General features: G+C 61.7%; 22 protein-coding genes. 12 read left to right on the forward strand and 10 right to left on the reverse strand.

What is annotated here, in order from left to right; all coding sequences use genetic code 11:
* Positions 1-35: 35 nt before the first annotated feature.
* On the reverse strand, positions 36-674 hold the full coding sequence (locus tag AC097A_RS09745; protein ID WP_315495213.1) for a hypothetical protein: 639 nt from the start codon (positions 672-674) through the stop codon (positions 36-38).
* Between the two features lie 134 nt (positions 675-808).
* On the opposite strand from AC097A_RS09745, the gene AC097A_RS09750 reads away from it, so the two are divergent.
* Positions 809-2,386: a winged helix-turn-helix domain-containing tetratricopeptide repeat protein gene (locus tag AC097A_RS09750; RefSeq protein WP_105260742.1), complete on the forward strand. Its 1,578-nt coding sequence runs from the start codon at positions 809-811 to the stop codon at positions 2,384-2,386.
* A gap of 53 nt (positions 2,387-2,439) precedes the next feature.
* Positions 2,440-4,593: an NAD(P)-binding protein gene (locus AC097A_RS09755; protein WP_479620677.1), complete on the forward strand. Its 2,154-nt coding sequence runs from the start codon at positions 2,440-2,442 to the stop codon at positions 4,591-4,593.
* 17 nt (positions 4,594-4,610) lie between these two features.
* Here AC097A_RS09755 and AC097A_RS09760 read toward each other — a convergent pair whose 3' ends face one another.
* The 7 genes from AC097A_RS09760 to AC097A_RS09790 form a co-directional block, all read right to left on the reverse strand.
* A complete protein-coding gene (locus AC097A_RS09760) occupies positions 4,611-5,615 on the reverse strand; it encodes an ABC transporter ATP-binding protein (protein ID WP_479620678.1) in 1,005 nt (334 codons plus the stop codon).
* Positions 5,612-6,583, reverse strand: a complete 972-nt coding sequence (locus AC097A_RS09765) for an ABC transporter ATP-binding protein (RefSeq protein WP_479620679.1) — start codon at positions 6,581-6,583, stop codon at positions 5,612-5,614. Before AC097A_RS09765 ends, AC097A_RS09760 begins: the two co-directional genes overlap by 4 nt.
* Positions 6,584-6,589: 6 nt before the next feature.
* Positions 6,590-7,501, reverse strand: a complete 912-nt coding sequence (locus AC097A_RS09770) for an ABC transporter permease subunit (RefSeq protein ID WP_315493338.1) — start codon at positions 7,499-7,501, stop codon at positions 6,590-6,592.
* Positions 7,502-7,541: 40 nt separating this feature from the next.
* Positions 7,542-8,522 carry an ABC transporter permease subunit gene (locus AC097A_RS09775; RefSeq protein WP_315493339.1) on the reverse strand — a complete coding sequence of 327 codons (981 nt, stop codon included), beginning with the start codon at positions 8,520-8,522 and terminating at the stop codon, positions 7,542-7,544.
* A gap of 64 nt (positions 8,523-8,586) precedes the next feature.
* Positions 8,587-10,158 (reverse strand): ABC transporter substrate-binding protein, encoded by a 1,572-nt coding sequence (locus AC097A_RS09780; RefSeq protein ID WP_479620680.1) that lies wholly within the window; start codon positions 10,156-10,158, stop codon positions 8,587-8,589.
* Between the two features lie 180 nt (positions 10,159-10,338).
* On the reverse strand, positions 10,339-10,773 hold the full coding sequence (locus AC097A_RS09785) for an SWIB/MDM2 domain-containing protein (protein WP_315493340.1): 435 nt from the start codon (positions 10,771-10,773) through the stop codon (positions 10,339-10,341).
* A gap of 26 nt (positions 10,774-10,799) precedes the next feature.
* The gene (locus AC097A_RS09790; protein ID WP_479620681.1) at positions 10,800-10,952 is read right to left on the reverse strand and encodes a hypothetical protein; all 153 of its coding nucleotides are present in this window, start codon (positions 10,950-10,952) and stop codon (positions 10,800-10,802) included.
* Here AC097A_RS09790 and rraA point away from each other — a divergent pair.
* Positions 10,951-11,472: a ribonuclease E activity regulator RraA gene (gene rraA, locus AC097A_RS09795; protein ID WP_479620682.1), complete on the forward strand. Its 522-nt coding sequence runs from the start codon at positions 10,951-10,953 to the stop codon at positions 11,470-11,472. The genes AC097A_RS09790 and rraA overlap by 2 nt on opposite strands.
* Here rraA and AC097A_RS09800 read toward each other — a convergent pair.
* Complete coding sequence (locus AC097A_RS09800; RefSeq protein WP_315848130.1) at positions 11,456-12,424, reverse strand: EamA family transporter; 969 nt, start codon at positions 12,422-12,424, stop codon at positions 11,456-11,458. The two genes, rraA and AC097A_RS09800, sit on opposite strands and share 17 nt — an antisense overlap.
* A gap of 127 nt (positions 12,425-12,551) precedes the next feature.
* On the opposite strand from AC097A_RS09800, the gene speB reads away from it, so the two are divergent.
* Complete coding sequence (gene speB / locus AC097A_RS09805; RefSeq protein WP_479620683.1) at positions 12,552-13,472, forward strand: agmatinase; 921 nt, start codon at positions 12,552-12,554, stop codon at positions 13,470-13,472.
* A gap of 9 nt (positions 13,473-13,481) precedes the next feature.
* The gene (locus AC097A_RS09810) at positions 13,482-14,783 is read left to right on the forward strand and encodes an NAD(P)/FAD-dependent oxidoreductase (protein WP_479620684.1); all 1,302 of its coding nucleotides are present in this window, start codon (positions 13,482-13,484) and stop codon (positions 14,781-14,783) included.
* Positions 14,784-14,802: 19 nt separating this feature from the next.
* On the opposite strand, the gene pdxR is transcribed toward AC097A_RS09810, so the two are convergent.
* Positions 14,803-16,290: a MocR-like pyridoxine biosynthesis transcription factor PdxR gene (gene pdxR / locus AC097A_RS09815; protein WP_479620685.1), complete on the reverse strand. Its 1,488-nt coding sequence runs from the start codon at positions 16,288-16,290 to the stop codon at positions 14,803-14,805.
* Positions 16,291-16,465: 175 nt separating this feature from the next.
* On the opposite strand from pdxR, the gene AC097A_RS09820 reads away from it, so the two are divergent.
* The 7 genes from AC097A_RS09820 to AC097A_RS09850 all read left to right on the forward strand — a co-directional run bounded on the left by AC097A_RS09820 (position 16,466) and on the right by AC097A_RS09850 (position 25,021).
* Positions 16,466-17,833 (forward strand): glutamine synthetase family protein, encoded by a 1,368-nt coding sequence (locus tag AC097A_RS09820; RefSeq protein ID WP_315493345.1) that lies wholly within the window; start codon positions 16,466-16,468, stop codon positions 17,831-17,833.
* A gap of 27 nt (positions 17,834-17,860) precedes the next feature.
* A complete protein-coding gene (locus AC097A_RS09825; RefSeq protein ID WP_479620686.1) occupies positions 17,861-19,255 on the forward strand; it encodes an aspartate aminotransferase family protein in 1,395 nt (464 codons plus the stop codon).
* Positions 19,256-19,366: 111 nt separating this feature from the next.
* A complete protein-coding gene (locus AC097A_RS09830) occupies positions 19,367-20,527 on the forward strand; it encodes an extracellular solute-binding protein (protein WP_479620687.1) in 1,161 nt (386 codons plus the stop codon).
* An 87-nt stretch (positions 20,528-20,614) separates the two neighbouring features.
* Positions 20,615-21,715 (forward strand): ABC transporter ATP-binding protein, encoded by a 1,101-nt coding sequence (locus AC097A_RS09835; RefSeq protein WP_315493348.1) that lies wholly within the window; start codon positions 20,615-20,617, stop codon positions 21,713-21,715.
* Between the two features lie 8 nt (positions 21,716-21,723).
* Positions 21,724-22,644, forward strand: coding sequence for an ABC transporter permease (locus tag AC097A_RS09840; RefSeq protein WP_479620688.1), 921 nt, complete (start codon positions 21,724-21,726; stop codon positions 22,642-22,644).
* Between the two features lie 10 nt (positions 22,645-22,654).
* Positions 22,655-23,506, forward strand: a complete 852-nt coding sequence (locus AC097A_RS09845; protein ID WP_105260760.1) for an ABC transporter permease — start codon at positions 22,655-22,657, stop codon at positions 23,504-23,506.
* Positions 23,507-23,551: 45 nt separating this feature from the next.
* The gene (locus AC097A_RS09850) at positions 23,552-25,021 is read left to right on the forward strand and encodes an aldehyde dehydrogenase (protein WP_479620689.1); all 1,470 of its coding nucleotides are present in this window, start codon (positions 23,552-23,554) and stop codon (positions 25,019-25,021) included.
* The last annotated feature ends 38 nt before the right edge of the window (positions 25,022-25,059 follow it).

Raw genomic sequence — 25,059 nt, forward strand, 5'->3', positions numbered from 1 at the left:
GTTTGCGCAGTATTGGCGTGCTCTAGAGGTCTTTTTTATGCTGAATGTGCCATGCGAAAGAGTGGCGGGCTGCTGTGGCCCGCAGGCTTGCTGGCCTGTCCCGTCGCGGGGGCGCCCAAGGGGGGCAGCAGAATAAACGGGCCCGGGCCGCTGTCGTGCCACTGGGAGCAGGCCATCACATAGCTGCTGCCGACGCCGGGCTGTTCGGTGTCCACGATCATGGCAATCCGCATGCCGCTGAAGTCGGACTGGGTGTACAGGCGGCGCACACCTGTGGCGCCCTGGATGGTTGGCAGGTGGATGGACTGGGCGGGCGACCAGCGGCGGCCCAGGCTTTCTGCTGCGTCCAGCGCGGTCAATGGGCTTTCGGTCCGGTACTGGGTGCGCAGGCCTTTGGCCGCAATCACCACCAGTGCGCCTGCCACATTGCGGCCCACGGTCAGAAAATCGGCTTCCAGGCCCAGGTTTTCCAAGCGCTGGCCGCTGGCATCAAAACGGCTGTCACCGCTGTCGGCGATAAAGCTCCACACGCAGCCGTCCGGGCCGATGCTGAAGGCTTCCTCCTGCTTTTGCGCGTTGCGCATGACAACGGTCTGTTGCCATTGCACTCCCTGGGATGGGCGTGGCTCGTAAGACATGGGGTTTTGTGGAGCAGTCACGGTGGTTTTTGGCATGGAATGTTCTTTTCTTTCAACGACTTGGGCTGAGTTTGCTGAGTTGCTCCCCAAAAGTCCTCAATCACTCCTTAAAATTCCTGAATTCGTGACTGACCAGGTCTTCAGGACCGCCAAGAAAGATCGCTTTGCCCGTGACACCTTCCCTCGCCAAAAACGATTCCGACATCAGTGTTTTTGGGGCGTGCGTGCTGCAACGGCATGAACGCCGCCTGTTGCGCGATGGCCAACCCGTCATGGTGGGCGCCCGGGCTTTTGATGTGCTGTGTGTGCTGGTGGACCATGCGGGCCAGTTGGTCAGCAAAAAACAGCTGTTTGACTTGGTCTGGCCCGGCTTGGTGGTGGAAGAGAACAACCTGCAGGTGCACGTCTCCAGCCTGCGGCGCATTCTGGGGGGCGATGCGATTGCCACCGTGCCCGGGCGCGGCTACCGCTTCACCATGCGCATGGCCGAGAGCCCTGCACCCGCCGCGGCGCCTGTGCGCGCTGCCAATAGCCAGGGCCGCGCGTCTGACCAGCCGGCCTACCGCCGCACCATTGCAGTGCTGCCTTTTGTGGACCTGAATGCGGACCCCGCGCAGGAATATTTTTCGGATGGTTTGGCCGAGGACATCATCAGCTACCTCACCCGCTCGCCCTGGCTGCTGGTGGTGTCGCGCAACTCGTCGTTTGCCTACCGCAAGTCCAGCGACAGCAGCCAGGCCGTGGGGCAGGCGCTGCGCGCGCGTTATCTGGTGTCGGGCACGGTGCGCAAGGCAGGGCAGACCCTGCGCATGACGGCCGAGCTGGTGGACACCTCCACCGCAGAGACTCTGTGGTCCGACCGCTTTGACCGGCCCCTGACGGACATGTTTGCCATCCAGGCCGAGATTTCGGCGCAGATCGTCAGCGCCATTGAGCCGGTCTACCTGCACAGCGAGGAGAAGGTGGCCGCCGAGGTGCCCAACCAGAGTCTGGAGCACTGGGACCTGCTGATGCGGGCGCGCTGGCATTTCTGGCGCACCACGCCTGACCATGTGGTGCAGGCGCAAGCCCTGCTGACACGGGCGCTGGAGATCAAGCCCAACGATTCGCCCAGCCTGTCGCTGATGGCCTTTACCCACCTGGCCAAAATCTGGGGCGCCTGGGCCGAAGACCCACGCGCCACTGTGGCGGAGGCCAATCGCCTGGCCCTGGTGGCAGTGCGCAATGACGAGCGTGATGCCTTTGCCCACTTCACGCTGGGCACGGCCCTGTCGTGCGCCGGCCAGATGGAGGCCGCCATTGCCGAGATGGAGTGTGCGCTGGCCCTGTACCCCCAGGCCTCGGCCGCGGCGGGCGAGCTGGGGCGCCTGCTGGTGTTCTCGGGCCGCACCGAAGAGGCCGAGGAGTTCATCCTGCAGGCCATCGACGCCAGCCCGCACGACCCGCACCTGAGCCTGTGGATCCGCAGCCGCGCGATTGCCTGCTTTATCGATGGCCGCTATGCCGACGCGGTGCGCTACGCCCGCGAGGCCACCGCCAAGCGTGCCGACTGGTATTTCAACCACCTGCTGATGGCGGCCTGCCTGTCGGCGGTGGGGGATATGGCGTCTGCACAAGACAGCCTGACCAAGGCGCTGAGCGGGCGGGGCTACAACTTGCAGTCCCTCATGTTTGGCCACCCCTTTGTGAAGGCCGAACACCGGGAAAAGTTTCTTGGCGCCCTGCGCGATGCGGGGTGGGAGGCTTAAACTTTCAGGCTTTGTGGCGGCGCCGTGCTGTTGCAGCATCCTGAAAGTCCGTCGTGCCCATTGCCACCCCTGATGCAAGTCCCCTGTCTCCATCTGCCCGGCCCCGCAAGGTGGCCATTCTGGGTGGTGGTATTTCCGCACTCACCACCGCGTTTGAACTGACCAGCCAGCCTGGCTGGGAGCAGTCACTGGACATCACGCTCTACCAGATGGGCTGGCGCTTGGGCGGCAAATGCGCCACCGCACGCGGTGAGCACATGCGCATCGAGGAACACGGCATCCACGGCTTTTTGGGCAGCTACTACAACGCACTGCCGGTGATGCGCCGCTGCTACGAAGCCCTGGGCCGCACGCCGGACCAGCCGCTGGCCACTTTTGAAGAAGCCTTCAAGCCCGAGAGTTTTGTGCTGATGTGGGAGTACATCGACGGCAAGATGACCCGCTGGCCCTTCACCTCGCCACGCAATGCCCTGGTGCCGGGCGACCCGGCGTCCATGGCCAAGCTGCAGTCGGTGGCCCACTGGATTGCCGCCACCGCCGATGTGCTGGACGCGCTGCTGGACCACCATGCGCACACCTATGCCGACCTGGGGCTGGTGAAGTCGGCCCAATGGGCACTGGGGCGCACGATGGTGAAGGGTATCGTGGCTATCCTCCAATCGGAATCCGTGGCGCTGCACGGCGTGGACTCGGCGCTGTGGAAGGCGCTGGACGCTGCCTGGCACTGGGTGCGCGATGCGGCCGAAACGCTGGTGAAAGACAACACCGAGCTGCGCCGCCTGCTCATCGTGGCCGAGTTCCTGCTGGCCATCGTGCGTGGCTGTATTGCGGACGAAGTGGCCACCAAAGGCTTTGACCCACTGGACGAAGAAAACTTCAGCGACTGGCTGGTGCGCCACGGCGCGTCGGTGATGGTGGCGTCCAGCCCCATGGCGCTGAACACCGTGAACCTGTCTTACCAATACCCCAAGGGCGATACCGCACGCACGGCGCTGATGGGCGCGGGCTGCTACCTGCACTGGACGCTGCGCAGCTTTGCTTACGCAGGAGCTTTTGCGTGGCTGTTTGAGGCGGGCACGGGCGAGACCGTGATTGCGCCGCTCTACGAGGTGCTGCGCCAGCGTGGTGTGAAGTTCGAGTTTTTCCACAAAGTCGAGTCGCTGAAGCTCAGTGCCGACCAATCGCAGGTGGAGGAGGTGCACTTCGCCGTGCAGGCCACGCTCAAGGACAAACACCGCCCTTACGAGCCGCTGATCTCGGTCAAGGGCCTGCCATCGTGGCCGGGCCAGCCACGCCACGAGCAGCTGGAGCAGGGCGATGCGCTGCGGGATGGGCGGGTGGATTTGGAGTCCTACTGGAGCGGCTGGCAGCCCGTGGCACACCGCACGCTGCGTGCGGGTGAGGGCTTTGACCAACTGGTGTTCGCCATCTCGATTGGCGCCGTGCCCTACCTGTGCCGCGAGCTGCTGGACGCCAGCCTGCCGTGGCGCACCATGGTGGACAAGGTCACCACGGTGCAGACCCAGACCATGCAGCTGTGGATGAACCGCAGCACCACTGAAATGGGTTGGGACATCCCGTTCCAGAACCCGACCGACACCGTGATTGGCGCCACCTACCTGAACCCGCTGGACGGCCAGGTGGACTTCACCCACCTGCTGCAGTGGGAGGATTGGCCGCAGGACTCGGCCCCGAAGTCGCTGTGGTACTTCAGCGGTGCCATGGCCGAGTACGAAGCCCCGCCACCCTTTACCGACACCGGCTACCCCGCACGGGCCCATGCCCGCGTGCAGGCGCAGTGCGTGCAGTACCTGCAGGCCAGCATCGGGCCACTGCTGCCCCTGGCCACCACCAATGTGGTGAATCCACCGGGTGATCCCGTGGGCCTGGACTTCAGCCTGCTGCGCACCGACCCGGCACACCCGGGCGTGGGTGTGCAGCGCTTCAACCAGCAATTCTGGCGCGCCAATATCGACCCAACCGAGAGTTATGTCACGTCGCCCCCAGGCAGCACCAAGGCGCGCCTCAAGGCCTGGGGCAGCGGCTTTACCAACCTTACGCTGGCGGGCGACTGGATCTACACCGGCCTGAACGTGGGCAGTGTGGAAGGTGCCGTCATGGGGGGACGGCTGGCGTCGTTTGCGGTGTCGGGTTACCCGGCGCTGCAGGACATTGTGGGCTACCCCACATCGCCAGGGCGGGCCTAGCCCGCCCTGGTTCGGACCTAAATACGACCTTCCTCGACCGCGTGGCATGCCACGCGCACTCCCGTGTAGTTTTTCATCTCGGGTTTTTCGCTGCTGCAGCGCGTGTTGGCGTGTGGGCAGCGCGGATGGAAGGCACAACCCGTGGGCGGGTTGAGCGGGTTGGGCACCTCGCCCGCCACCGCGGTGCGGGCCCTGCCGGTGTCGTGCATCTTCGGGATGGCTTCCAGCAGCATGCGGGTGTAGGGGTGGCGCGGGGTGTCAAACAGAGTGTGTTTGTCCGCCAGCTCTACCAAGCCACCCAGGTACATCACACCCACCTGATCGCTCACGTGGCGTACGACGGCCAGGTTGTGGGAGATGAACAAATAGGTCAGGCCGTGTTTGCGCTGCAGGTCCTTCATGATGTTGAGCACCTGTGCCTGAACGCTCACATCCAGCGCAGACGTGGGTTCGTCGCAGACCAGAAACTCCGGCTGAGTGGCCAAGGCCCGGGCGATGGAAATGCGCTGGCGCTGCCCGCCGGAGAACTGGTGGGGAAACTTGACCCGGTCTTGCGCTGACAAGCCTACGGATTGCAGTAACTCTCCAACGCGTTGCGCGATGGCCTCGTTGTCGCTCAGGATTTCATGCTCCCGCAAGGGCTCGGCAATGATGTCGCCCACGGTCCAGCGCGGGTTCAGGCTGGCATAGGGGTCCTGGAACACCATTTGCACCCGGCGGCGCAGCTTGCGGCCTTCCTTCGTCTTGAAGGCCGCATGGGCATCTTGCCCATCAAACTGAAAGCCACCACGGGTGGGCTCATACAAACCGACCAGCAGACGGGCGACGGTACTTTTGCCACAGCCAGACTCCCCGACGAGGGCCAGGGTTTTGCCACGTTCGATGTCAAAGCTCACACCATTCACGGCCTTGAGCAGCATTTTGGGCTTGCGCTCGATGACGCGGTTCAACCAGGGGGGCGAGACGTCAAACGTCTTGGCCAGGTCGGTGGCGCGGACCAGGGGTTGTGGGGTATCGCTCATGCGGCACCTCCGGTTTCGTGCAACCAGCAGGCCGCGTGGGTGTTCCCGGCCTGTATCAGGTTGGGGCGTTGTTGCCCGCATTTGGCGATGGTTTTGGTGCAACGCGGATTGAAGGCACAGCCTTGCGGAATCGCGTTGAGTCGTGGCATGGCGCCATCGATCTGGTGGAGGTTCTCGCGGTCTTGGCTCATGTCGGGAATGCAGGCCATCAGGCCGGCGGTGTAAGGGTGTGACGGGCGGTTGATCACGTCATGCACGGGGCCAATTTCGGCCACGCGCCCGGCGTACATCACGGCCACGCGGTCGCAGGTTTCGGCAATCACGCCCATGTCGTGGGTGATCAGCATGACGGCAGCGCCACGCTCCTTGCAGATGGTTTTGAGCAGCGTGATGATCTGCGCCTGGATGGATACATCGAGCGCCGTGGTGGGCTCATCGGCCACGATGAGTTTGGGCTCTGCGGCGAGCGCCAGCGCAATCACCACACGTTGTCGCATGCCGCCAGAGAACTGGTGCGGGTAGTGGTCAATGCGTTGCTCGGCCGCCGGAATGCCGGTGTCTTTGAGCAGCTCGATGGCACGCGCACGCGCTTGGCTCGCATTGAGCGGCAAGTGGGTGGTGATGGTCTCGATGAGCTGCCGCCCGACCGAATACAGCGGGTTGAGCGAGGTCAGCGGATCCTGAAAGATCGCACCAATCTTGCGCCCGCGGATGGCGCGCATCTGGGCGTAAGGAAGGTTGTCGATGCGTTGGCCTTCCAGCAAAATTTCACCGCTGCCGACGCGGCCTGGGGGTTCCAGCAGGCCAATGATGGCGGCGCCAGTCAGTGATTTACCGGCACCGGATTCACCCACAACGCCCAAAATTTCACCGGGCGCGATGTCAAAGGACACATCGTCCAGGGCGCGCAGCGTGCCTTTGCGTGATGGGAATTCCACCACCAGATTTTTAACTTGTAACAAGCTCATACAGGGTTACCGCAAACGGGGGTTGAGGGCATCACGCAGCCAGTCGCCCAGCAGGTTGACGCTCAGGGCGATCAGCACCAGCATGGCGCCGGGGAAGATGGTGATCCACCATTCGCCAGAGAACAGGTAGTCATTGCCGACCCGGATCAGGGTGCCCAGGGAGGGCGAGGTGGGGGGGGCGCCTACACCCAGGAATGACAGCGTCGCTTCCGTGATGATGGCTGTGGCCACCTGGATGGTGGCCAGCACCAGCACTGGCCCCAGCACATTGGGCAGCACATGTTTGCGCATGATGCGCAGGGGCGCCACACCGGTCACGCGGGCTGCCTGCACGTACTCTTTATTGCGCTCCACCATGGTGCTTCCGCGCACCGTGCGCGCGTACTGCACCCAGCCGGTCAAAGAAATGGAGATGATGAGCACGCCAAATGCGAGCGATTCATGGGCGTTGGGAAACAGGGCGCGCCCCACCCCCGCAATCAACAGGGCCACCAGGATGGCAGGGAAGGACAACATCACGTCGCACAGGCGCATGAGCAGTCCGTCCACCCATCCGCCCAAAAAGCCGGCCAGCAGCCCCAGGCTCACGCCCACAAACAGGGACAACACCACCGAAGCCAGGCCAACGGCTAGCGAAATTCGGGCCCCGTACATCAGCGCAGAGAGGATGTCCCGGCCTTGGTCATCGGTGCCCAAAAAGTACTCCGATTTGCCACCCACACTCCAGGCGGGGGGCAGTCGGGCGTTGTCCAGTTGGAGCGTTGCCAGATCAAAGGGGTTGTGGGGCGCGATCCATGGCGCAAACAGCGCACAGACCAGACAAATCAGCGCGATCAGCGCGGCAAAAACGGCGGTGGGAGACGTGCGAAAGCTGTAGCCCACATCGCCATCCCACCATTGGTGAAACAGGGTTTTCAATTCAAGATTCCTCAGGTGTGAAGAAGGATTCGGGTGTGGCTCAGTGGCCGCCTGATTTGCCAGCGCGCAGGCGCGGATCTACGGCAAAGTAGAGCAGGTCCACGATCAGGTTGATCACCACAAAAATGAGCGCAATCAGGCACAGGTAGGCCGCCATCACCGGAATGTCCGCGAAGGTGACCGCCTGAATGAACAGCAGCCCCATGCCCGGCCATTGGAAGACGGTCTCGGTGATGATGGCAAAAGCAATGAGCCCGCCCAGCTGTAGGCCTGTGATGGTCATGACCGGAACCAGCGTGTTCTTGAGCGCGTGGCCAAAGTGAACCGCCCGGGTAGTCAGTCCACGCGCGCGGGCGAACTTGATGTAGTCCGTGCGCAGCACTTCCAGCATTTCGGCGCGTACCAAACGCATGATCAGTGTGAGCTGAAAAATGGCGAGTGTGACGGCGGGCAACACGATGTGGTGCCAGCCCTTGGCGGTCAACAAACCACTGGTCCACCAGCCGATCTTCACAACTTCCCCACGCCCGAAGCTGGGAAACCAGCCCAGGGTCACGGCAAACACCAGAATCAGCAAAATGCCGATCAGGAAGGTTGGCAAAGAGACGCCCAAGAGTGACAGTGTCATGAAGACCTGGCTCAGAAAGGAACCCCTGCGCAGGGCGGCGTACACCCCCATCGGGATGCCAACGGCCAGTGCCAGAAAGCCCGCAACCAAGGCCAACTCCAGTGTGGCCGGGAAGCGCTCAGCGATAAGCGCTGACACCTGGGTACCCTGGCGCAGGCTGAATCCGAACTCTCCCCGGGCCGCGTTCGCCAAGAAATGCCAGAACTGGACAATGAAGGGCTGGTCCAAGCCCAAGGCCTGCCGGAGTTCCCGGATTTGCTCTTGGGTAGCATCCTGCCCCAGCAAGAAGACGACAGGGTCGCCGACGTACTGGAACAGCATGAAAGATATGAGGGCAACGGTGACCATCACCAATGCCGCTTGCGCCAAGCGCCGCACTATGAATGCAAACATGGATTCAAAAAAAATGAGGGCCGCGACAAGCTGCCGCGGCCCTGTTTTGTAAGGGTATGCGGTCTTACTTGACTTTGATCAGGCGCCAGTCCAGACGGTTGTCTGCACGGTGCACCACGTCAATATTCTTTTTCATGGCCCAAGGAATGACTTGGTTGTGCAAAGGAATATTGGCAACGTCGTCGTTATGCAACTGGAGTGCCTTGGTGAGCAGTTCCGTGCGCAACTTCAGATCGGTCTCTTTTTTGGTGCGTTCCACCAAAGCGTCCATCTGGGGGTTGCTGTAACGGCCCACGTTGTAGTTGCCGTCGCCACCCGCGCCCACGGTGCGCACCAGGGATTGCAGGCTGTACAGCGCATCAAACGTAGGAACGCCCCAGCCCAGCATGTAGATGCTGGCTTCGTTGCGCTGGATCATGGGGAAGTAGGTGACCAGGGGCAGGGTGCGCAGCTTGGCCTTGACGCCAATACGCGACCACATGGCGGTCACAGCCTGGCAGATCTGCTCGTCATTGATGTAGCGGTTGTTGGGGCAGGCCAAGTCCACTTCGAATCCGTCCTTGTATCCGGCGTCAGCCAGCAGCTTCTGGGCCGCAGCGACGTCAAACGGGAAACGCTTGTGGACCGCTTCGGTCCATCCGTTGACCTGGGGCGCCACGATGGCACCGGTAGGCTGACCCAGACCACGCATGGTGACACGGGCAATTGCGTCTGCGTCAATGGCCTGGTACAGGGCCTTGCGTACGCGCACATCTTTCAGCGGGTTTTTGCCCTTGATGTTGCTGCCCACCAGTTCGTCACGGAACTGGTCCATGCCGAAGAAGATGGTGCGGTTTTCCACACCATCCATCACCTTCAGCTCGGGGTTGGAACGCACACGGGGCAGATCCTGGGGGCTGGGGTCCAGCACCAAGTCCACTTCACCAGACAAGAGGGCTGCCATGCGGGTGGCAACGGCCTTGACGGGGGTGTAGACGATTTCGGTCACATTGGTGTCGGCTTTGCCCCACCATGCCTTGTTTTGCGTCAGCACCAGCTTCTGGTCAGGCAGCCATTCCTTGAGCATGTAGGGGCCAGTGCCCATGGCATTGCGGTGCGCAAAGTTTTCTTCCTGGGTCTTGATGTCTTTGGGCGCAACCGACTTGTTCTTTTCAGCCCAGGCCTTGCTCATGACGCGCAGCTCGGTCATCTGGTTGAGCAACACGGGGTTGGGCGTCTTGCTGTAGACGTCGAACGTGGTGTCGTTGACCTTGACCACCTTGTCCACGCCCTGGATGTAGGGGGTGAAGTTGGAGGTGGGCATCATGGCGCGCTGGATGGAGAACACCGCGTCATCCGTGGTCAGTGGGCTGCCATCGTGAAACTTCACACCGGTGCGCAGCGTGAAGCGCATTTGTGTGGGGCTGATTTCTTTCCACGCGGTGGCGAGCACGGGTTCGATCTTGAAGGTTTTGCTGTTGTAGTAAACAAAACTTTCGTACACAGCGGCGTGGATGCCGTTTTGCAAGGCATTGTTCTGGGAGTGGATGTCCCAGGTTGCAATGTCACTGGCGCTAGACCATTTGAATGTTTTGGCCTGCAGGGCGGTTGCTCCAAATGCCAGGGTGGCGGCGAGAGCGAGTATCTTGAGTTTCATGGACAAAGATCCTTGGGATGAAAGCGGGCGATTATGCATAAAGCATGCCCAAAAAAAACGGCGGTTAACCCTAGGTTTGTGAGGTCTTGGCACGATAGGCGGTATATGCACTTTCGTATAGGCCTACGCAGGCCAAAAAAAAGCCGCACAAGTGCGGCCTTTTCTTGAATCACGCAGGGATTACTTGAGGTGCTTGCCGATCAGGCCAGCCATCTCAAACATCGACACCTGGGCTTTACCGAAGACTTCCTTCAGCTTGGCGTCAGCGTTGATCATGCGCTTGTTCACTGCGTCTTGCAGCTTGTTCTTCTTGATGTATGTCCACAGCTTGCTGACCACTTCGGTGCGGGGCAGAGCGGCTGCGCCCACCACAGCTGCCAATGCGGAGCTGGGAGTCAGTGCCTTCATGAACGCGGCGTTCACGGTGCGCTTTTTGGCGGGAGCTTTTTTGGCAGCGACCTTTTTAGCGGGAGCTACTTTTTTGGCGGGAGCCGCTTTCTTTGCGGGTGCTGCTTTCACAGCGACTTTTTTCGCGGGAGCGGCTGCCTTCTTAGCAGGAGCCGCCTTCTTTGCGGGAGCGGCTTTTTTTGCCGGTGCTTTTTTCGCAGTTGCCATGATTGATTGTCCTTCTAGAAGATTGATTAATCACCAGCAAAAAACTGCTTCTTCACTGGTACTGCGGATGCTAATGGCAAAAAAGCACGTTTCCAAGGGAGGAACTGCATTTTTCCCTCTGGGATGTTGTTTTTTTCATTGGAGAATGGCTCTGTATCTTGTTCTGGAGCATCTTTCATGCCGATTGCCTTTGCCACCTGTGATCTTTGCGATGCCCACAAAGCCGACACCAGCGGCGATTTTCGGGTGTTGCCCCCGGTGTTTCGTGACTTTGGCGCCGTGCGCAAGTTCGCAGGCCCGGTGGTCACCGTGAAGTGTTTTGAGGACAACACGCTGGTCAAGGCCGCGGTGGATTCCCGAGGCTGGGTCGATACCGACGCCGGGCGTGTGGCGCAGGTGCTGGTGGTGGACGGTGGTGCTTCTGTGCGCCGGGCACTGCTGGGCGGCAACCTGGGGGCTGCGGCTGCGCGCAATGGCTGGGCCGGTGTGGTGATTGATGGGTGTGTGCGCGACACCGCAGAGCTGGCCACGCAGGCCGTGGGCATCCGCGCGCTGGCTGCCATGCCCATGCCGACCGAAAAACGCAACCAGGGGCAGGCCGGTGTGGCAGTGCAGCTGCAGGGCGTGTGGGTACGCCCCGGCGACTGGCTGTATGCCGACGAGGACGGCATGGTGGTGTCGGCTACGGCGCTGGTGTAGCTGTCGTTGTCGCGCCTGTACTGCGCGAGGGCAAGGTGGCCAGCACCACGCCCAATAGTGCCACGGCAAACGCCACCAGCTGTATGCCGGTTAGGCTTTCGCCCAGCACCAGCACGCCCACCAGCGCGGCCGAGATCGGCAGCATCACCGTGAACACACCGGCACGTGCGGCCGGCACGGTTTTCAGACCGGTCATCCACAGCCACACCGTCCACACACTGGCCGCCAGCGCGTAGAACACCAGCAACACCCAGGAGCCGGTGGCCACACCACCAAAGTCAAAACGCCAGGCCGCGTACAGGCCCAGGGGCGTCATCAGCACAAACCCCCACAAGTTGATGAGGGCGGTGATACGTTTGGGCGAGAGGGCGCCGGTCAGCTTTTTACCAATCACTGCATAGGCCGCTTCGCACAGCACGGCACCAAACACCAGCAGATTGCCCAACAAGGCCTTGTTGTGTGCCAAATCGGCCTCTGGCCCCGATAGCGATTGCGCGGGTAGCTCCTGTTTTGATAGCGCCAATAAGCCAATGCCGATTGCACCGCAACCCACCGCCAGCCAGGTGCGCAGGCCGATGTGTTCGCGCAGAAAGACCCAGCTCATGAGCGCCACCACCGCAGGAATGCTGGCCATGATGACACCGGCTGACACCGCGCTGGTCATGCTCACGCCAAACAGCATACAGATGGAAAACAGGAAGTTGCCCAGCAGCGACTCCAGAAACACCAGCGCCCGGGTGTGCGGCGTCATGGTGGGTTCACCGGCCGGGCGTTTGAGCCAGTGCAGCATGGCCAGGCCGCCAATGCCAAAGCGCATCCAGGCCAGCAGAAAAATCGGCAACGCGGCCACCAGCGGTTTGGACAGGGCCACATAGCTGCCCACCAGCGCCATGCTGAGGGCCAAAAAAAAGTAGGCCAACAGGCGGCTGGGGGCGGTGGTGGAATGGGGCATGCAGGGCAGGGAGTGGAAACGGCAAGCGTGCAAGCCTACACCATGCGCAGCGCGCCAAGTGGCTCCATCGCAGACATCAATTTGCGTTAACGTGCAGTCCATTGAGTTGAACCCGACGAGGATAACCATGGCCATTGGAGAGTTTGCCTACGCTAACAACAGCAACCGGTTTCTTGCATCGGCGCCCTTGCAGGCGCAGCGTTTTGCGCTGGTGGGCGTGCCCTTTGACGGTGCGGTGACCAACCGCCCCGGCGCGCGTTTTGGCCCGCAAGAGATTCGCCGTGCCTCGCTGATGCTGTGTGACGGCTTGCACCCGGTGTTTGGGGTATCTCCATTGGAGGCCTTGGGCGATGCGGGTGATTTGCGTCTGCCCAATGCCGGCGCGCTGGCCCAAGTACGTGAGGCCATCCAGGCCCAAGCGGCTGCTCTGATGGCGCGCCACCACTGCGTCTTTTTGGGCGGTGATCACTCCATCACCCTGCCGCTCCTGCGCGCTCTGCATGCCCAGCACGGGCCGGTCGCGCTCATTCATTTCGACGCCCACTGCGACACCTGGGAAGACCATTTTGGCGAACCCTCTGGCCACGGCACCTGGACCTATGAGGCGCTGCAGGAAGGCCTGGTGGTGCCTCAGCAAACGGTGCAGATTGGCCTGCGCTCCAGCGGCACCCGTGCGGCACGTGAGTACGTGCAGGACCAGGGTGGGCTGATCTTCACAGCGCGTGCGCTGCGTGGGCGCGACGGGGCGGGTCTGCAGGACGTGGTGCAACAGATTCGCGCGCGCATTGGCCAGCAGCCCTGTTATCTGACGCTGGATATTGACTGCCTGGACCCGGCGTTTGCGCCCGGCACAGGGACGCCCGAGCCCGGCGGCATGAGCAGCTCACAGGTGCTGACCTTGCTGGAAGAGCTGGCCGACCTCAATTTTGTCGGCATGGACTGTGTGGAGGTGGCCCCGGCCTACGACCATGCCGAGCTCACCAGCAATGCTGCAGCCACGTTTGTTTGGACCTACCTGGCCTCCCAGGTGGCCAAGCGCCCAGCCTGAGGGCGCACCATGCTGCTGCAATCCGACACCCAACTGAACCAGAAGAGTTATTACGAGGCCAGCGTGCAGCGGCCTGCCGCGTTGCCGCCGTTGCGGAGCGAGGTGCGCGCTGACGTGCTGGTGGTGGGGGGCGGGTTTGCCGGACTCTCATCCGCCATCGCGCTGGCCCAGCGTGGTTACCAGGTAGTGGTGCTGGAGGCCGACCGGGTGTGCAGCGGTGCCTCTGGGCGCAACGGCGGCCAGTTCATCGTGGGCCTGGCCAGCGGGCAGGGGCCGTTTGAAGCGCAGCTGGGCCTGGCCGCGGCCCGGCAGGTGTGGGACATGTCGCTGGACGCGATTGCCTTGCTGGAGCAGCGCGTGCGCGAATTCGACATAAGCTGCGACCTGCGCAAGGGGTATATGACCGTGGCCGACTCACCGCGCAAGGCGCGTGTACTGGAAGCCGAGGTGGCGTTGCTGCGCAGCCGTTACGGGTTTGAGTCGGCGCTGTACACGGGCAGCGAGGTGCAGCAACACATCAGCAGCGCGCGGTATTGCGCTGCGGCGGTGGAAGACACGTCGGGGCATTTGCACCCGCTCAAATATGGCTTGGGCCTGTTGCGTGCGGCGCTGGCATTAGGGGTACAGGTGTATGAACAATCCGCAGTGATTGGTTTGCAGCGTGGTGAACCTCTGGTGGCACGCACCGCTCAAGGTTCGGTCACGGCGCGTTTTGGCGTGCTGGCGGGCAACTGCACCTTGCCCGAATATGGTCCGCAGGTAGCACCGGACATTGCACCGCGCACCATGCCCGTGGGCACCTATATCATTGGCACCGAGCCGTTGACCGAAGCACAGTGCCAGTCCCTGATTCCCTCGGGTGCTGCGGTGTGCGACAACAACTTTGTGCTGGATTACTTTCGCTGCAGCGCGGACCACCGTATGTTGTTTGGCGGTCGTGTGAGTTACTCGACCCGCACGCCCCCCGGCTTGCAGGCGCTCATGGCGCAGCGCATGGCGAGCATCTTCCCCGCGCTAAAGGGGGTTGCCGTGGAATTTGTCTGGGGCGGCTTTGTGGACATCAGCATGAACCGGGCGCCCGACTTTGGGCGCCTGGGTACCAACCTGTATTACTTGCAGGGTTTCAGCGGTCACGGTGTCGCACTCACCGGTCTGGCCGGGCAGTTGGCAGCAGACGCGATTGCCGGACAAGCAGAACGTTTTGATGTGTTTGCGCGTGTGCAGCACCGGCCGTTTCCGGGCGGCACGTTGTTACGCACCCCCAGCCTAGTGCTGGGCATGCTGTACCACCGGCTGATGGACCGGTTGTAAGCCGTCGTTATTGGAGGGGTCAGGTTTTCTTGCCGCTGCGGCCAGCCGCCAGCGCGCGCTTGACTGTGCTGGCCAGCACCGGCCCCCAGTGCGCAATGTCTTCCAGCGTGGCGTAGCCATAACCAATCACCAGGCCCTTGGCATCGCTGCGCTGCAGGCAGTAGGCCGAGAGCGCACGCACGGTCATGCCCTGCTGGGCAATGCGCAACGCCAGGGCCTGGTCGTCCACCGTGTTGGGCAGGCGCAGGCACAGGTGCAGCCCTTGTTCGGCCCCGCTGATGTGGGCGTGTGGGCCGAGGCAGGGTTGCAGGGCGTCCAGCAGCTGCTGGCGCCGCTGGGCATAGCTGTGGCGCGCCTTGCGCAGCGCACTGGCAAAGTGGCCCAGTTCAATGAACTCCGCCAGTGCCGCTTGCAATGGCATTTGCCCGGGGCGGTTCAGGTCGTAGTGGGCCTGGCGAAAGGCGGGCGCCAGCGCTTTGGGCACCACCAGATAGCCCAGCTTGAGCCCGGGGTACAACACCTTGGAAAACGAGCCCAGGTAGAGCACACGCTCGTCGGGCGACAAGCCCGCCAGTGACGACATGGGCGGGCCGCTGAAGCGGAACTCGCTGTCGTAGTCGTCCTCCAGCACCCAGGCCTGGTGCTTCTGGGCCAGCGCCAGCAATTGCTGGCGCCGCGCCAAAGACATGACGGCGCCGGTGGGGTACTGGTGCGAGGGTGTGGTGTAGATCAACCGGGGTGCATGGCGTTCGTCGGCGGCGGTGGGTGCCATGCCGTCCGCGTCCACCAACACACTGTGGGTGCGCAAGCCGCTGGCCATGAAGGCCTTGACCGCACCCCAGTAGGCCGGGTCTTCCAGCCACACCGTGTCGCCATGGTCGGCCAGCATCTGGGCGCACAGCTCCAGCGACTGCTGGGTGCCGCTGGTGATGATGACCTGGTCCATGTCCAGCGGCACGCTGCGCGACACGCGCAGGTAGTCGGTCACGGCCCGGCGCAGGGGGGCGTGGCCACCCGAGTAGCAGTAGTCCAGCATATCGGGGTAGCTCATGCGCCAGTGTTTGTTTTGCAGGCGCTGCCACAGCGCCACCGGAAAAGCGCTGAAATCCGCCACCCCCGGGGTGAAGGGCTGGATTTCAAGCTCGGCCGAAGTGAACTGCGTGGCCAGCGCCGTGCCGCGGCGCGAGAGCCTGGCCCCGGCGTGGGTGGTTCTGCCGGTGCGGCCACGCTGGCGCGGGCTGGGCAGCTGTTCATTCACAAAGGTGCCACTCCCGACTCGGCTGACCAGGTAACCCTCGGCACTGAGCTGGTTCAGCGCCGCCATCACGGTGTTGCGTGAGAGCTGCAGGTCTTGCGTCAATTCGCGGCTGGAAGGCAGCCGGTCGCCACCGGCCAGGTGGCCGTTCAGGATGGCACGGCGCAGGCTTTCGTACAACCGTCGGTTCAGGGGCAGGGCGGCCGCACCGGGGTTGTGGTGCATATCGGTCAGTAGCAGTTCGGACAGCATGGCGTGGGGGGCTTGGGGTGGCGTGGAAGGCGGATTAAAGTGGCACCATCAGGTTTTGCCAAATGGCACTGTTTGCCAGCCAATTCTGCCGCAGAATGGTTCAACAGCGCGCACTGCTACAGTGGCTCAGGCCCAACAATGACCACCCCCGGGGTGCGCCGCAAGGAGATGGAGAATGACCGAAAACAAGACGATGACCTTCAACGATCTGGAGCAATGGCTGAACGAGCGCCGGGTCACCGAAGTGGAGTGCCTGGTACCTGACTTGACCGGTGTGGCGCGTGGAAAAATCCTGCCACGCGGCAAGTTCACCGAAGACCGCGGCATGCGCCTGCCCCAGGCCATTGTGGCCATGGGTGTGACGGGTGAGTTCCCTGAGAGTGGCCCCTACTACGATGTGGTGGACCCCACCGACAAGGACATGCAGCTGCGCCCCGATCCGTCTTCGGTGCGCATTGTTCCCTGGGCCACCGACCCCACCGCACAGGTGATTCACGACTGTTTTGACCACGAAGGCAAGCTGGTGCCTTTTGCACCGCGCAGCGTGTTGCGCCGGGTGTGTGACCTGTTTGCGGCCGAAGGCCTGCAGCCCATCGTGGCGCCCGAGCTGGAGTTTTACCTCACCGCCCGCAATACCGACCCCAACACCCTGTTGCGCCCCCCGATTGGCCGCAGTGGCCGGGCCGAGACTTCGCGCCAGGCCTACAGCATCGATGCGGTGAACGAGTTCGACCCGCTGTTTGAAGAGATTTATGACTACTCCGACAAGATGGAGCTCAACGTGGACACGTTGATCCACGAGGTGGGTGCGGGGCAGATGGAGATCAACTTCTTCCACAACAAACCCCTGGGGTTGGCCGACGAGGTATTTTTCTTCAAGCGCACGGTGCGCGAGGCCGCTTTGCGTCACGACATGTACGCCACCTTCATGGCCAAGCCGATTGCCGGTGAGCCGGGCAGTGCCATGCATGTGCACCAGAGCCTGATTGACGTGGCCAGTGGCAAAAACGTCTTCAGCAACGAAGACGGTACGCCGTCCGAGGCCTTTATGCACTACATCGGGGGCCTGCAGCGCTACATTCCGGCAGCCATGGTGCTGGTGGCACCCTATGTGAACAGCTACCGTCGCCTCTCGCGCAACACGGCGGCGCCCATCAACATTGAATGGGGTTATGACAACCGCACGGTGGGTATTCGCTCGCCCATTTCGTCACCGGCCGCACGCCGCGTGGAAAACCGTGTGATTGGTGCCGACGCGAACCCTTACGTGGCCATGGCCATGACGTTGGCCTGTGGCTACCTGGGGCTGAAGAACAAGATCAAACCCAAGCCCGAAATGCGGGGTGATGCCTACCTGTCACCCTACGCCTTGCCGCGCAGTCTGGGCGAAGCGCTGGACTGGTTGCGCAAGGAGTCTGACCTGCACGAGGTGCTGGGCAAGGAGTTCATCACCGTGTATTCCGAGATCAAGGAACTCGAATTCGACGAGTTCATGAAAGTGATTTCTCCCTGGGAGCGTGAGCACCTGTTGCTGCACGTGTAAGCCATTCAACCTTTGAACCCAAAGCCCATGAACACTGTCGTCGACACCGCCTTGATCCAGTCCCTGGACAGCGCCCACTTTCTGCACCCCTTTACCGACTTCAAGGACTTGTCCAGCCGCGGCGCACGCGTCATCACGCGGGCCGAGGGCATTTACGTCTGGGACTCCGAGGGCAAAAAAATTCTGGACGCCATGAGTGGCCTGTGGTGTGTGAACGTGGGCTATGGCCGCAAGGCGCTGGCCGATGCGGCGCACCAGCAGATGATGGCACTGCCTTACTACAACAGCTTTTTCCAGACCACCAATGTGCCCGCGGTGCAACTGGCGGCCAAGCTGGCCAGCCTGGCGCCCACGGTGGGCGACCGGAGCTTCCAGCACGTGTTCTATTCCAGCAGCGGCAGCGAGAGCAATGACTCCAATGTGCGCATGGTGCGCCGCTACTGGGACCTGCTGGGCCAGCCGCAGCGCAAGGTCATCATCAGCCGCCACAACGCCTACCACGGCAGCACCATGGCCGGCGCCTCGCTGGGCGGCATGAGCGGTATGCATGCGCAGGGCGACTTGCCGATTCCCAACATCACGCACATCGAACAGCCCTACTACTTTGAGAACGGCAAGCCCGGTGAAACGGCCGACGAATTTGGCGTGCGCGCGGCGGGCTGGCTGGAAGAAAAAATCCTGGCCGTGGGTCCGGACAAGGTGGCGGCCTTCATTGCCGAGCCGGTGCAGGGTGCGGGTGGGGTCATCATTCCGCCCGCTACCTACTGGCCCGAGATCCAGCGCATCGTCGACAAGTACGGCATCTTGCTGATCAGCGACGAGGTGATTTGTGCCTTTGGCCGCCTGGGGCACTGGTTTGGTTACGAGAAGTTTGGCTACAAACCCGATCTGGTGACCTTTGCCAAGGCGGTGACCAGCGGCTACATCCCGCTGGGTGGCGTGATGGTGGGCAACCGCGTGGCGAAAGTGCTGATCGAGCAGGGTGGCGAGTTCAACCACGGCTACACCTACAGCGGGCACCCTGTGGCCTGCGCCGTGGCCCTGGCCAACATCAACATCATGGAGCAGGAGCAGCTCCCCCAAAAGGTGCATGGCGAGATCGGGGCCTACTTTGCCCAGCGTTATGCCGAGCTCAATGACCATCCGATGGTCGGTCTGGCTGAAACCTGTGGTTTTGTCGGTGGCCTGGTGCTGGTCAAGAACAAGAAGACCAAGGAACGCTTCAAGGACGACGACGGAGTGGGCATGTTGTGCCGTGGCCACTGCTTTGGCAACGGGCTGATCATGCGCGCCGTGGGTGACCGCATGATCATTGCGCCGCCCTTGGTGATGACCCGCAGCGACATCGACGAAATGATGCGCTTGATCCACCTGGCGTTGGATTTGACACAACGTGACCTCAAAGCGCGCGGATTGGTGTAAAGCGACTGATTTGCACTTCTATAATCTTTTTTGGTCTGAAATTTGCTTATTCACACCAAGCCGTTTTGATTGTCCGTAACCCAACTCTCTTTTAGTGGAGACACATTCGCCATGAAAAAATACCTCTGGTCTTTTGCACTGACAGCAATAGCCTTGGCTGCTTGCGGTAAAAAAGAAGAAGCCCCCGCTGCGGCGCCTGCTGCAGTCCCGGTGGCCAGCGCACCTGCCGCGCCAGTGAACACCGAAGAAAAGGTGCTCAACATCTACAACTGGCCCGACTATGTTCCAGAGGGCATGATTGCCGCGTTTGAAAAAGAATCCGGTATCAAGGTGAACTACGACACCTTTGAAACCAACGAAGCCCTGCAAGCCAAGCTGGTGGCAGGCAATACCGGCTATGACATCGTGGTGCCCGGCACCGTGTTTGCCAAGGGCCAGATCGAAGGCGGCCTGTTGCAGCCGCTGGACAAGGCCAAGATCAAAAACCTGGCCAACCTGGACCCCGCCATCATGGCGACCCTGACCAAAGCCGACCCCGACAACAAACACCTGGTGCCATGGGCTTGGGGTTTCACCACCGTGGGCATCAACAAGACCAAAGTGACCAAGGCCCTGGGCAGTCTGCCCATGCCTGAAAACGCTTGGGACCTGGTGTTTGACCCCAAGTACAGTTCCAAGCTCAAGTCGTGCGGCATTGCCTACCTGGATTCGCCCACCGAAATCATGCCCGTGGCGCTGCACTATGTGGGCAAGGACGCGTATTCCAACAACCCTGAAGACTACAAGTTGGCATCCGCCATGCTGGCCAAGGTGCGCAAGGACGTGCGCCTGTTCAGCTCCACCATGATCGACGACATCGCTGGCGGCAAAGCCTGCGTGGCCGTAGGCTGGTCTGGCGACATCAACATCGCTGCGGGCCGCGCCAAGGAAAATGGCTCCAAGGACGAAATTGAATCGCTGCTGCCCAGCACCGGTGCGCTGATCTTCTTTGACACCATGGCCATCACCAAAGATGCCAAGCACCCCAACAACGCCGCTGCGTTCATTGATTTCTACCTGCGTGCCGAAAACGCAGCTTTGATGTCCAATGAAATGAGCTACCCCACGGGCAATAAGGCGGCCATCGACAAGATCAAGCCCGAAATCGCCGGTAACAAGACCATTTTTGTGGAGTCCGATTACTTCGCCAAGATGATTCCCCCCAGCAGCTTCAGCAACGAAGCGCGTGAAGCGTTGGCAACCGCCTATAACGCCTTCAAAAAAGGTAAGTAAAAACTTGGCGTAATGCCAGCCGGGGCTGTTTGTACGCAGGTATAAACAGCCCTTTTTATTGTGTGCGACAGATGCAAAGGCCCTGAGATGACAGTGCAATCCGGAAAACCAGGCTACCTGGTGACAGAGAAGCTGGTGAAACGCTTTGACGAAGCCACCGCTGTGGACGAGGTGTCTCTGTCCATCGCGCAGGGCGAGATTTTTGCGCTGTTGGGCAGCTCGGGGTGTGGCAAGTCCACGCTTCTGCGCATGCTGGCGGGGTTTGAATCGCCCACCTCCGGCCGGATTTTGCTGGGTGGGCAGGACGTGGCCAAGTTGGCGCCGTATGACCGCCCCATCAACATGATGTTCCAGAGCTACGCACTGTTTCCCCACCTGGACATTTGGGAGAACGTGGCCTTTGGCCTGAAACGCGAAGGCCTGCCCAAAGATGAAATCAAGCAGCGTGTGGGCGAAATGCTGGACCTGGTGCAACTCGGTACTTACGCCAAGCGCAAGCCGCACCAGCTCTCGGGCGGGCAACAGCAGCGCGTGGCGCTGGCCCGCAGCCTGGCCAAGCGGCCCAAGCTTTTGCTGCTGGACGAGCCACTGGGCGCGCTGGACAAAAAACTGCGTGAGCAGACGCAGTTCGAGCTGGTCAACATCATCGAGAAAGTAGGCGTGACCTGCGTGATGGTGACGCACGACCAGGAAGAGGCCATGACCATGGCTAACCGCATTGCTGTGATGAGCAAGGGCCGTGTGCAGCAAGTGGGTTCGCCCGAAGAGGTGTACGAACACCCGGCCAACCGTTTTGTGGCCGACTTCATTGGCAACGTGAATATTTTTGAAGGCCGCCTCAGTATTGATGAACACGACCGCTGCGCCGCCGTGACCGGTATTGGTGAAATCCAGGTGGGCCATGGCGTCAGTGGCACGCTGAACATGCCGGTGGGCATTGCCGTGCGACCCGAGAAGATCGAAATCAGCAAGGTGCGGCCCGATGTGGGGGTGAACCTGTTCACCGGCAAGGTCAAGGAGATTGCCTACTTTGGCTCCTACAACACCTATATTGTGGTGGCCACCGACGGCACCAAGGTGAAGATCACCGAGGCCAACACCTCGCGCCAGGAGCTCAGCGACATCACCTGGGAAGACGATGTGTACTTCTGGTGGGGTGACCGCTCTGCCATCGTGTTGCGCGATTGAGGCACACCATGGCACAACTCTCTCTTCCCATGCCAGGCCGCCGTCTGGTCATTGGCGTGCCCTACGCCTGGTTGGTGGTGTTTTTTCTGCTGCCGTTCCTGATCCTGCTCTACATCAGCTTTGTGGACATGGGCAGTGACATCCATCCCTTCAAGCCGATCTGGGACAGCACCACCGGGCTCTTGAAGCTTAAGTACGAAAACTACTGGTCCATCTTCCGCAACAGCGAAGACGGGGCCCTGTTCCAGACCATCTACATCGAAGCCTATTTGCGTTCCATCTGGTATGCACTCTGCACTGCGGTGTTGTGTCTGGCGATTGGTTACCCGTTTGCCTATTTCATCGCCCGCTCGGCCCCCAGTGCGCGCCCGGCGCTCTTGATGATGGTGATGTTGCCGTTCTGGACCTCGTTTTTGCTGCGCGTCTATGCCTGGAAGGGCATTTTGGCGGACCAGGGTGTGGTCAACCAGGTGCTGATGGCACTGGGGCTGACCAGCGAGCCGATCCAGATGCTCTACACCAATGTGTCCATGTTGGTGGGCATGACCTATGTGTACCTGCCCTTCATGGTGCTGCCGCTGTACGCCAACCTGGTGAAGATGGACTTTCGCCTGCTGGAGGCCGCCTACGACCTGGGCACCACCCCATTTAAGGCCTTCTGGCTGGTGACGGTGCCGCTGTCCAGGGCCGGCATTGTGGCGGGTTTCATGCTGGTGTTCATTCCCGCGGTGGGTGAATTTGTAATTCCCTCGCTGCTGGGCGGGCCCGAGAACATCATGATTGGCCGCGTGGTCTGGGACGAAATGTTCACCAGCAACAACTGGCCCCGTGCCACGGCGCTGGCGGTGGTGATGATTGCGCTCATCATTGTGCCGCTGGCCATTTATTACCACTACACCGGCGACAGCGACACGTCCGGCAAGGCATGAAGGGCAGGCCATGAAACCGTGGATTGAAAAACACTTTGGTAAGGGCTGGATGGCCCTGGTCTATCTGTTCCTGTACATGCCGCTGATCTTCATGGTGGTGTTCTCGTTCAACAGCACCCGCCAGGACGCGAACTTCACAGGTTTCTCGCTGCGCTGGTACGAGGCACTGACACGCGACACCAAGATCGTGGAAGGCTTCTGGCTCTCCATCCAGGTGGCCACGGTGACCGGGGTGTTGTCGGCCGTGCTGGGCACCTTTGCGGCCTTTGTGCTGGTGCGCTACCGCCGTTTTCTGGGACGGACGGTGTTCTCGGGCATGGTGAATGCGCCGCTGGTGATGCCCGAGGTGGTGATTGGCCTGTCCCTGTTGTTGCTGATGGTGGGGGCGCAAAACCTCATGGGTTGGCCCGAGCGCGGCATGTTGACCATCATCCTGGGCCACACGCTGTTGGGCATGGCGTATGGCATGGTGGTGGTGCAATCGCGCCTGCTGGAGGTGAACCGCTCGCTCGAAGAAGCCGCCATGGACCTCGGGGCCAAGCCCTACGAGGTGTTTTTCCTCGTGACCTTGCCCAATATTGCGCAGGGCATTCTGGCGGCGTTTTTGCTGTCGTTCACGCTGTCGTTTGACGATGTGGTGATTTCGGAATTCCTGTCTGGCCCTGGTGTGAGCACCTTGCCCCAGGTCATCTTCAGTTACGCGCGCCGCGGCATCAACCCCACCATTTACGCGGCCGCCACGCTGCTGATCTTTACGGTGACGATTGTCATCATCAGTTACAGCGTGTGGGTCGCGCGGCAGACGCGCAAGCGGGAGCGCGAGATCGCCGCAGCTACCCGGGCCGAAAGCGCCCCGCGCTGAAAAACCGCCGTCCCGTCGCGGGCGGCTTACAAAAACGAGGACGACATGAGCCAATTGCAGTTTGATGGGCGCGCCGTAATTGGCGGCCAGCGTGTGGCCGCCCTGAGTGGTGCCACTTTTCAGTGCATCTCGCCCGTGGACGGGCGGGTGTTGACCGAGGTGGCGCAGTGCGGCGCGGCCGACATTGACCGTGCGGTGGGCGTAGCGCGTGCCGCTTTTGACGACAAACGTTGGCGCGGCCTGCCACCTGCGCAGCGCAAACGCGTCATGGTCCGCTTTGCCGATCTGCTGCTGGAAAACGCCGATGCCCTGGCCCTGACCGAAACGATGGACATGGGCAAGCCTGTGAAGTACGCGCGCGCCGTGGACGTGAACAGTGCCTCCAACTGCATCCGCTGGTACGGCGAGGCGGTGGACAAGGTGTACGACGAAATCGCCCCCACGGCCGACACGGCGCTGGCCCTCATCACACGCGAACCCGTGGGTGTAGTGGGCGTGGTGGTGCCCTGGAACTACCCGATGATCATGGCCGCCTGGAAGATTGCGCCGGCGCTGGCCGTGGGCAACAGCGTGGTGCTCAAGCCCAGTGAAAAATCGCCCCTCACGGCGCTGCGCCTGGCGGACCTGGCGCTGGAGGCTGGTATTCCCGATGGTGTGTTCAACGTGGTGCCGGGTTTTGGCCCCGAGGCCGGCTCGCCGCTGGCGCTGCACATGGATGTGGACTGCATCGCCTTCACCGGTTCCACCCGCGTGGGCAAACAAATCCACGTGATGGCCGGGCAAAGCAACCTCAAGCGCGCCTGGACCGAGCTGGGCGGTAAGTCGCCCAACATCGTGTTTGCCGATTGCCCCAACATCGACCGCGCGGTGGAGGCTGCGGTAGGCAGCATCTTCTTCAACCAGGGGGAGAGCTGTAACGCGCCCTCGCGCCTGTATGTGCAGGACAGCATCAAAGAGAAATTCCTGGAAAAGGCCCTGGCGCTGGTGCCAGCCTACGCACCGGCCAACCCCACCTTGCCCGACACGGTGATGGGCGCACTGGTGGACACGCTGCAGATGAACACCGTGCTGCGCTACATCGAAAGCGGCAAGGCCGAAGGCGCCAAGTTGCTGGCCGGTGGCGAGCAGGTGTTGCAGTCCACGGGCGGTTGTTATGTGCAGCCCACGGTGTTTGACGGTGTGCGTGGCGACATGACGATTGCGCGTGAAGAAATCTTTGGCCCGGTGCTGTCGGTGCTGTCGTTCAGCGACACGGCCGAGGTGGTGCGCATGGCCAACGCCAGCGTCTACGGCCTGCAGGCCGGCGTGTGGACCAGTGACCTGAACAAGGCCCATGGCGTGGCGCGTGCACTGCGTGCGGGCACGGTGCACGTGAACCAGTATGACGAGGACGACATCACCGTGCCATTTGGCGGCTACAAACAAAGTGGGGTAGGGCGCGACAAGTCCCTGCACGCCTTCGACAAATACACCGAAACCAAGACCACCTGGATTCGCATCGACAGCCCGGTATGAGCCCCGTCACCCGGGCCACAGTGATGGCTTGGGGACTT

The sequence above is a fragment of the Rhodoferax sp. XS2R6 genome, from assembly GCF_056521365.1.

Excerpts from the sequence above, each read along its gene's own strand:
- AC097A_RS09760 (WP_479620678.1), bottom strand. The coding sequence starts at position 5,615 with ATGAGCGATACCCCACAACCCCTGGTCCGCGCCACCGACCTGGCCAAG.
- AC097A_RS09820 (WP_315493345.1), top strand. The coding sequence starts at position 16,466 with ATGACCGAAAACAAGACGATGACCTTCAACGATCTGGAGCAATGGCTG.
- AC097A_RS09845 (WP_105260760.1), top strand. The coding sequence starts at position 22,655 with ATGAAACCGTGGATTGAAAAACACTTTGGTAAGGGCTGGATGGCCCTG.
- AC097A_RS09800 (WP_315848130.1), bottom strand. The coding sequence starts at position 12,424 with ATGCCCCATTCCACCACCGCCCCCAGCCGCCTGTTGGCCTACTTTTTT.
- AC097A_RS09745 (WP_315495213.1), bottom strand. The coding sequence starts at position 674 with ATGCCAAAAACCACCGTGACTGCTCCACAAAACCCCATGTCTTACGAG.
- AC097A_RS09825 (WP_479620686.1), top strand. The coding sequence starts at position 17,861 with ATGAACACTGTCGTCGACACCGCCTTGATCCAGTCCCTGGACAGCGCC.
- AC097A_RS09775 (WP_315493339.1), bottom strand. The coding sequence starts at position 8,522 with ATGTTTGCATTCATAGTGCGGCGCTTGGCGCAAGCGGCATTGGTGATG.
- AC097A_RS09830 (WP_479620687.1), top strand. The coding sequence starts at position 19,367 with ATGAAAAAATACCTCTGGTCTTTTGCACTGACAGCAATAGCCTTGGCT.
- AC097A_RS09790 (WP_479620681.1), bottom strand. The coding sequence starts at position 10,952 with ATGAAAGATGCTCCAGAACAAGATACAGAGCCATTCTCCAATGAAAAA.
- AC097A_RS09840 (WP_479620688.1), top strand. The coding sequence starts at position 21,724 with ATGGCACAACTCTCTCTTCCCATGCCAGGCCGCCGTCTGGTCATTGGC.
- AC097A_RS09765 (WP_479620679.1), bottom strand. The coding sequence starts at position 6,583 with ATGAGCTTGTTACAAGTTAAAAATCTGGTGGTGGAATTCCCATCACGC.
- AC097A_RS09785 (WP_315493340.1), bottom strand. The coding sequence starts at position 10,773 with ATGGCAACTGCGAAAAAAGCACCGGCAAAAAAAGCCGCTCCCGCAAAG.
- speB (WP_479620683.1), top strand. The coding sequence starts at position 12,552 with ATGGCCATTGGAGAGTTTGCCTACGCTAACAACAGCAACCGGTTTCTT.
- AC097A_RS09835 (WP_315493348.1), top strand. The coding sequence starts at position 20,615 with ATGACAGTGCAATCCGGAAAACCAGGCTACCTGGTGACAGAGAAGCTG.
- AC097A_RS09850 (WP_479620689.1), top strand. The coding sequence starts at position 23,552 with ATGAGCCAATTGCAGTTTGATGGGCGCGCCGTAATTGGCGGCCAGCGT.
- rraA (WP_479620682.1), top strand. The coding sequence starts at position 10,951 with ATGCCGATTGCCTTTGCCACCTGTGATCTTTGCGATGCCCACAAAGCC.
- AC097A_RS09780 (WP_479620680.1), bottom strand. The coding sequence starts at position 10,158 with ATGAAACTCAAGATACTCGCTCTCGCCGCCACCCTGGCATTTGGAGCA.
- AC097A_RS09810 (WP_479620684.1), top strand. The coding sequence starts at position 13,482 with ATGCTGCTGCAATCCGACACCCAACTGAACCAGAAGAGTTATTACGAG.
- pdxR (WP_479620685.1), bottom strand. The coding sequence starts at position 16,290 with ATGCTGTCCGAACTGCTACTGACCGATATGCACCACAACCCCGGTGCG.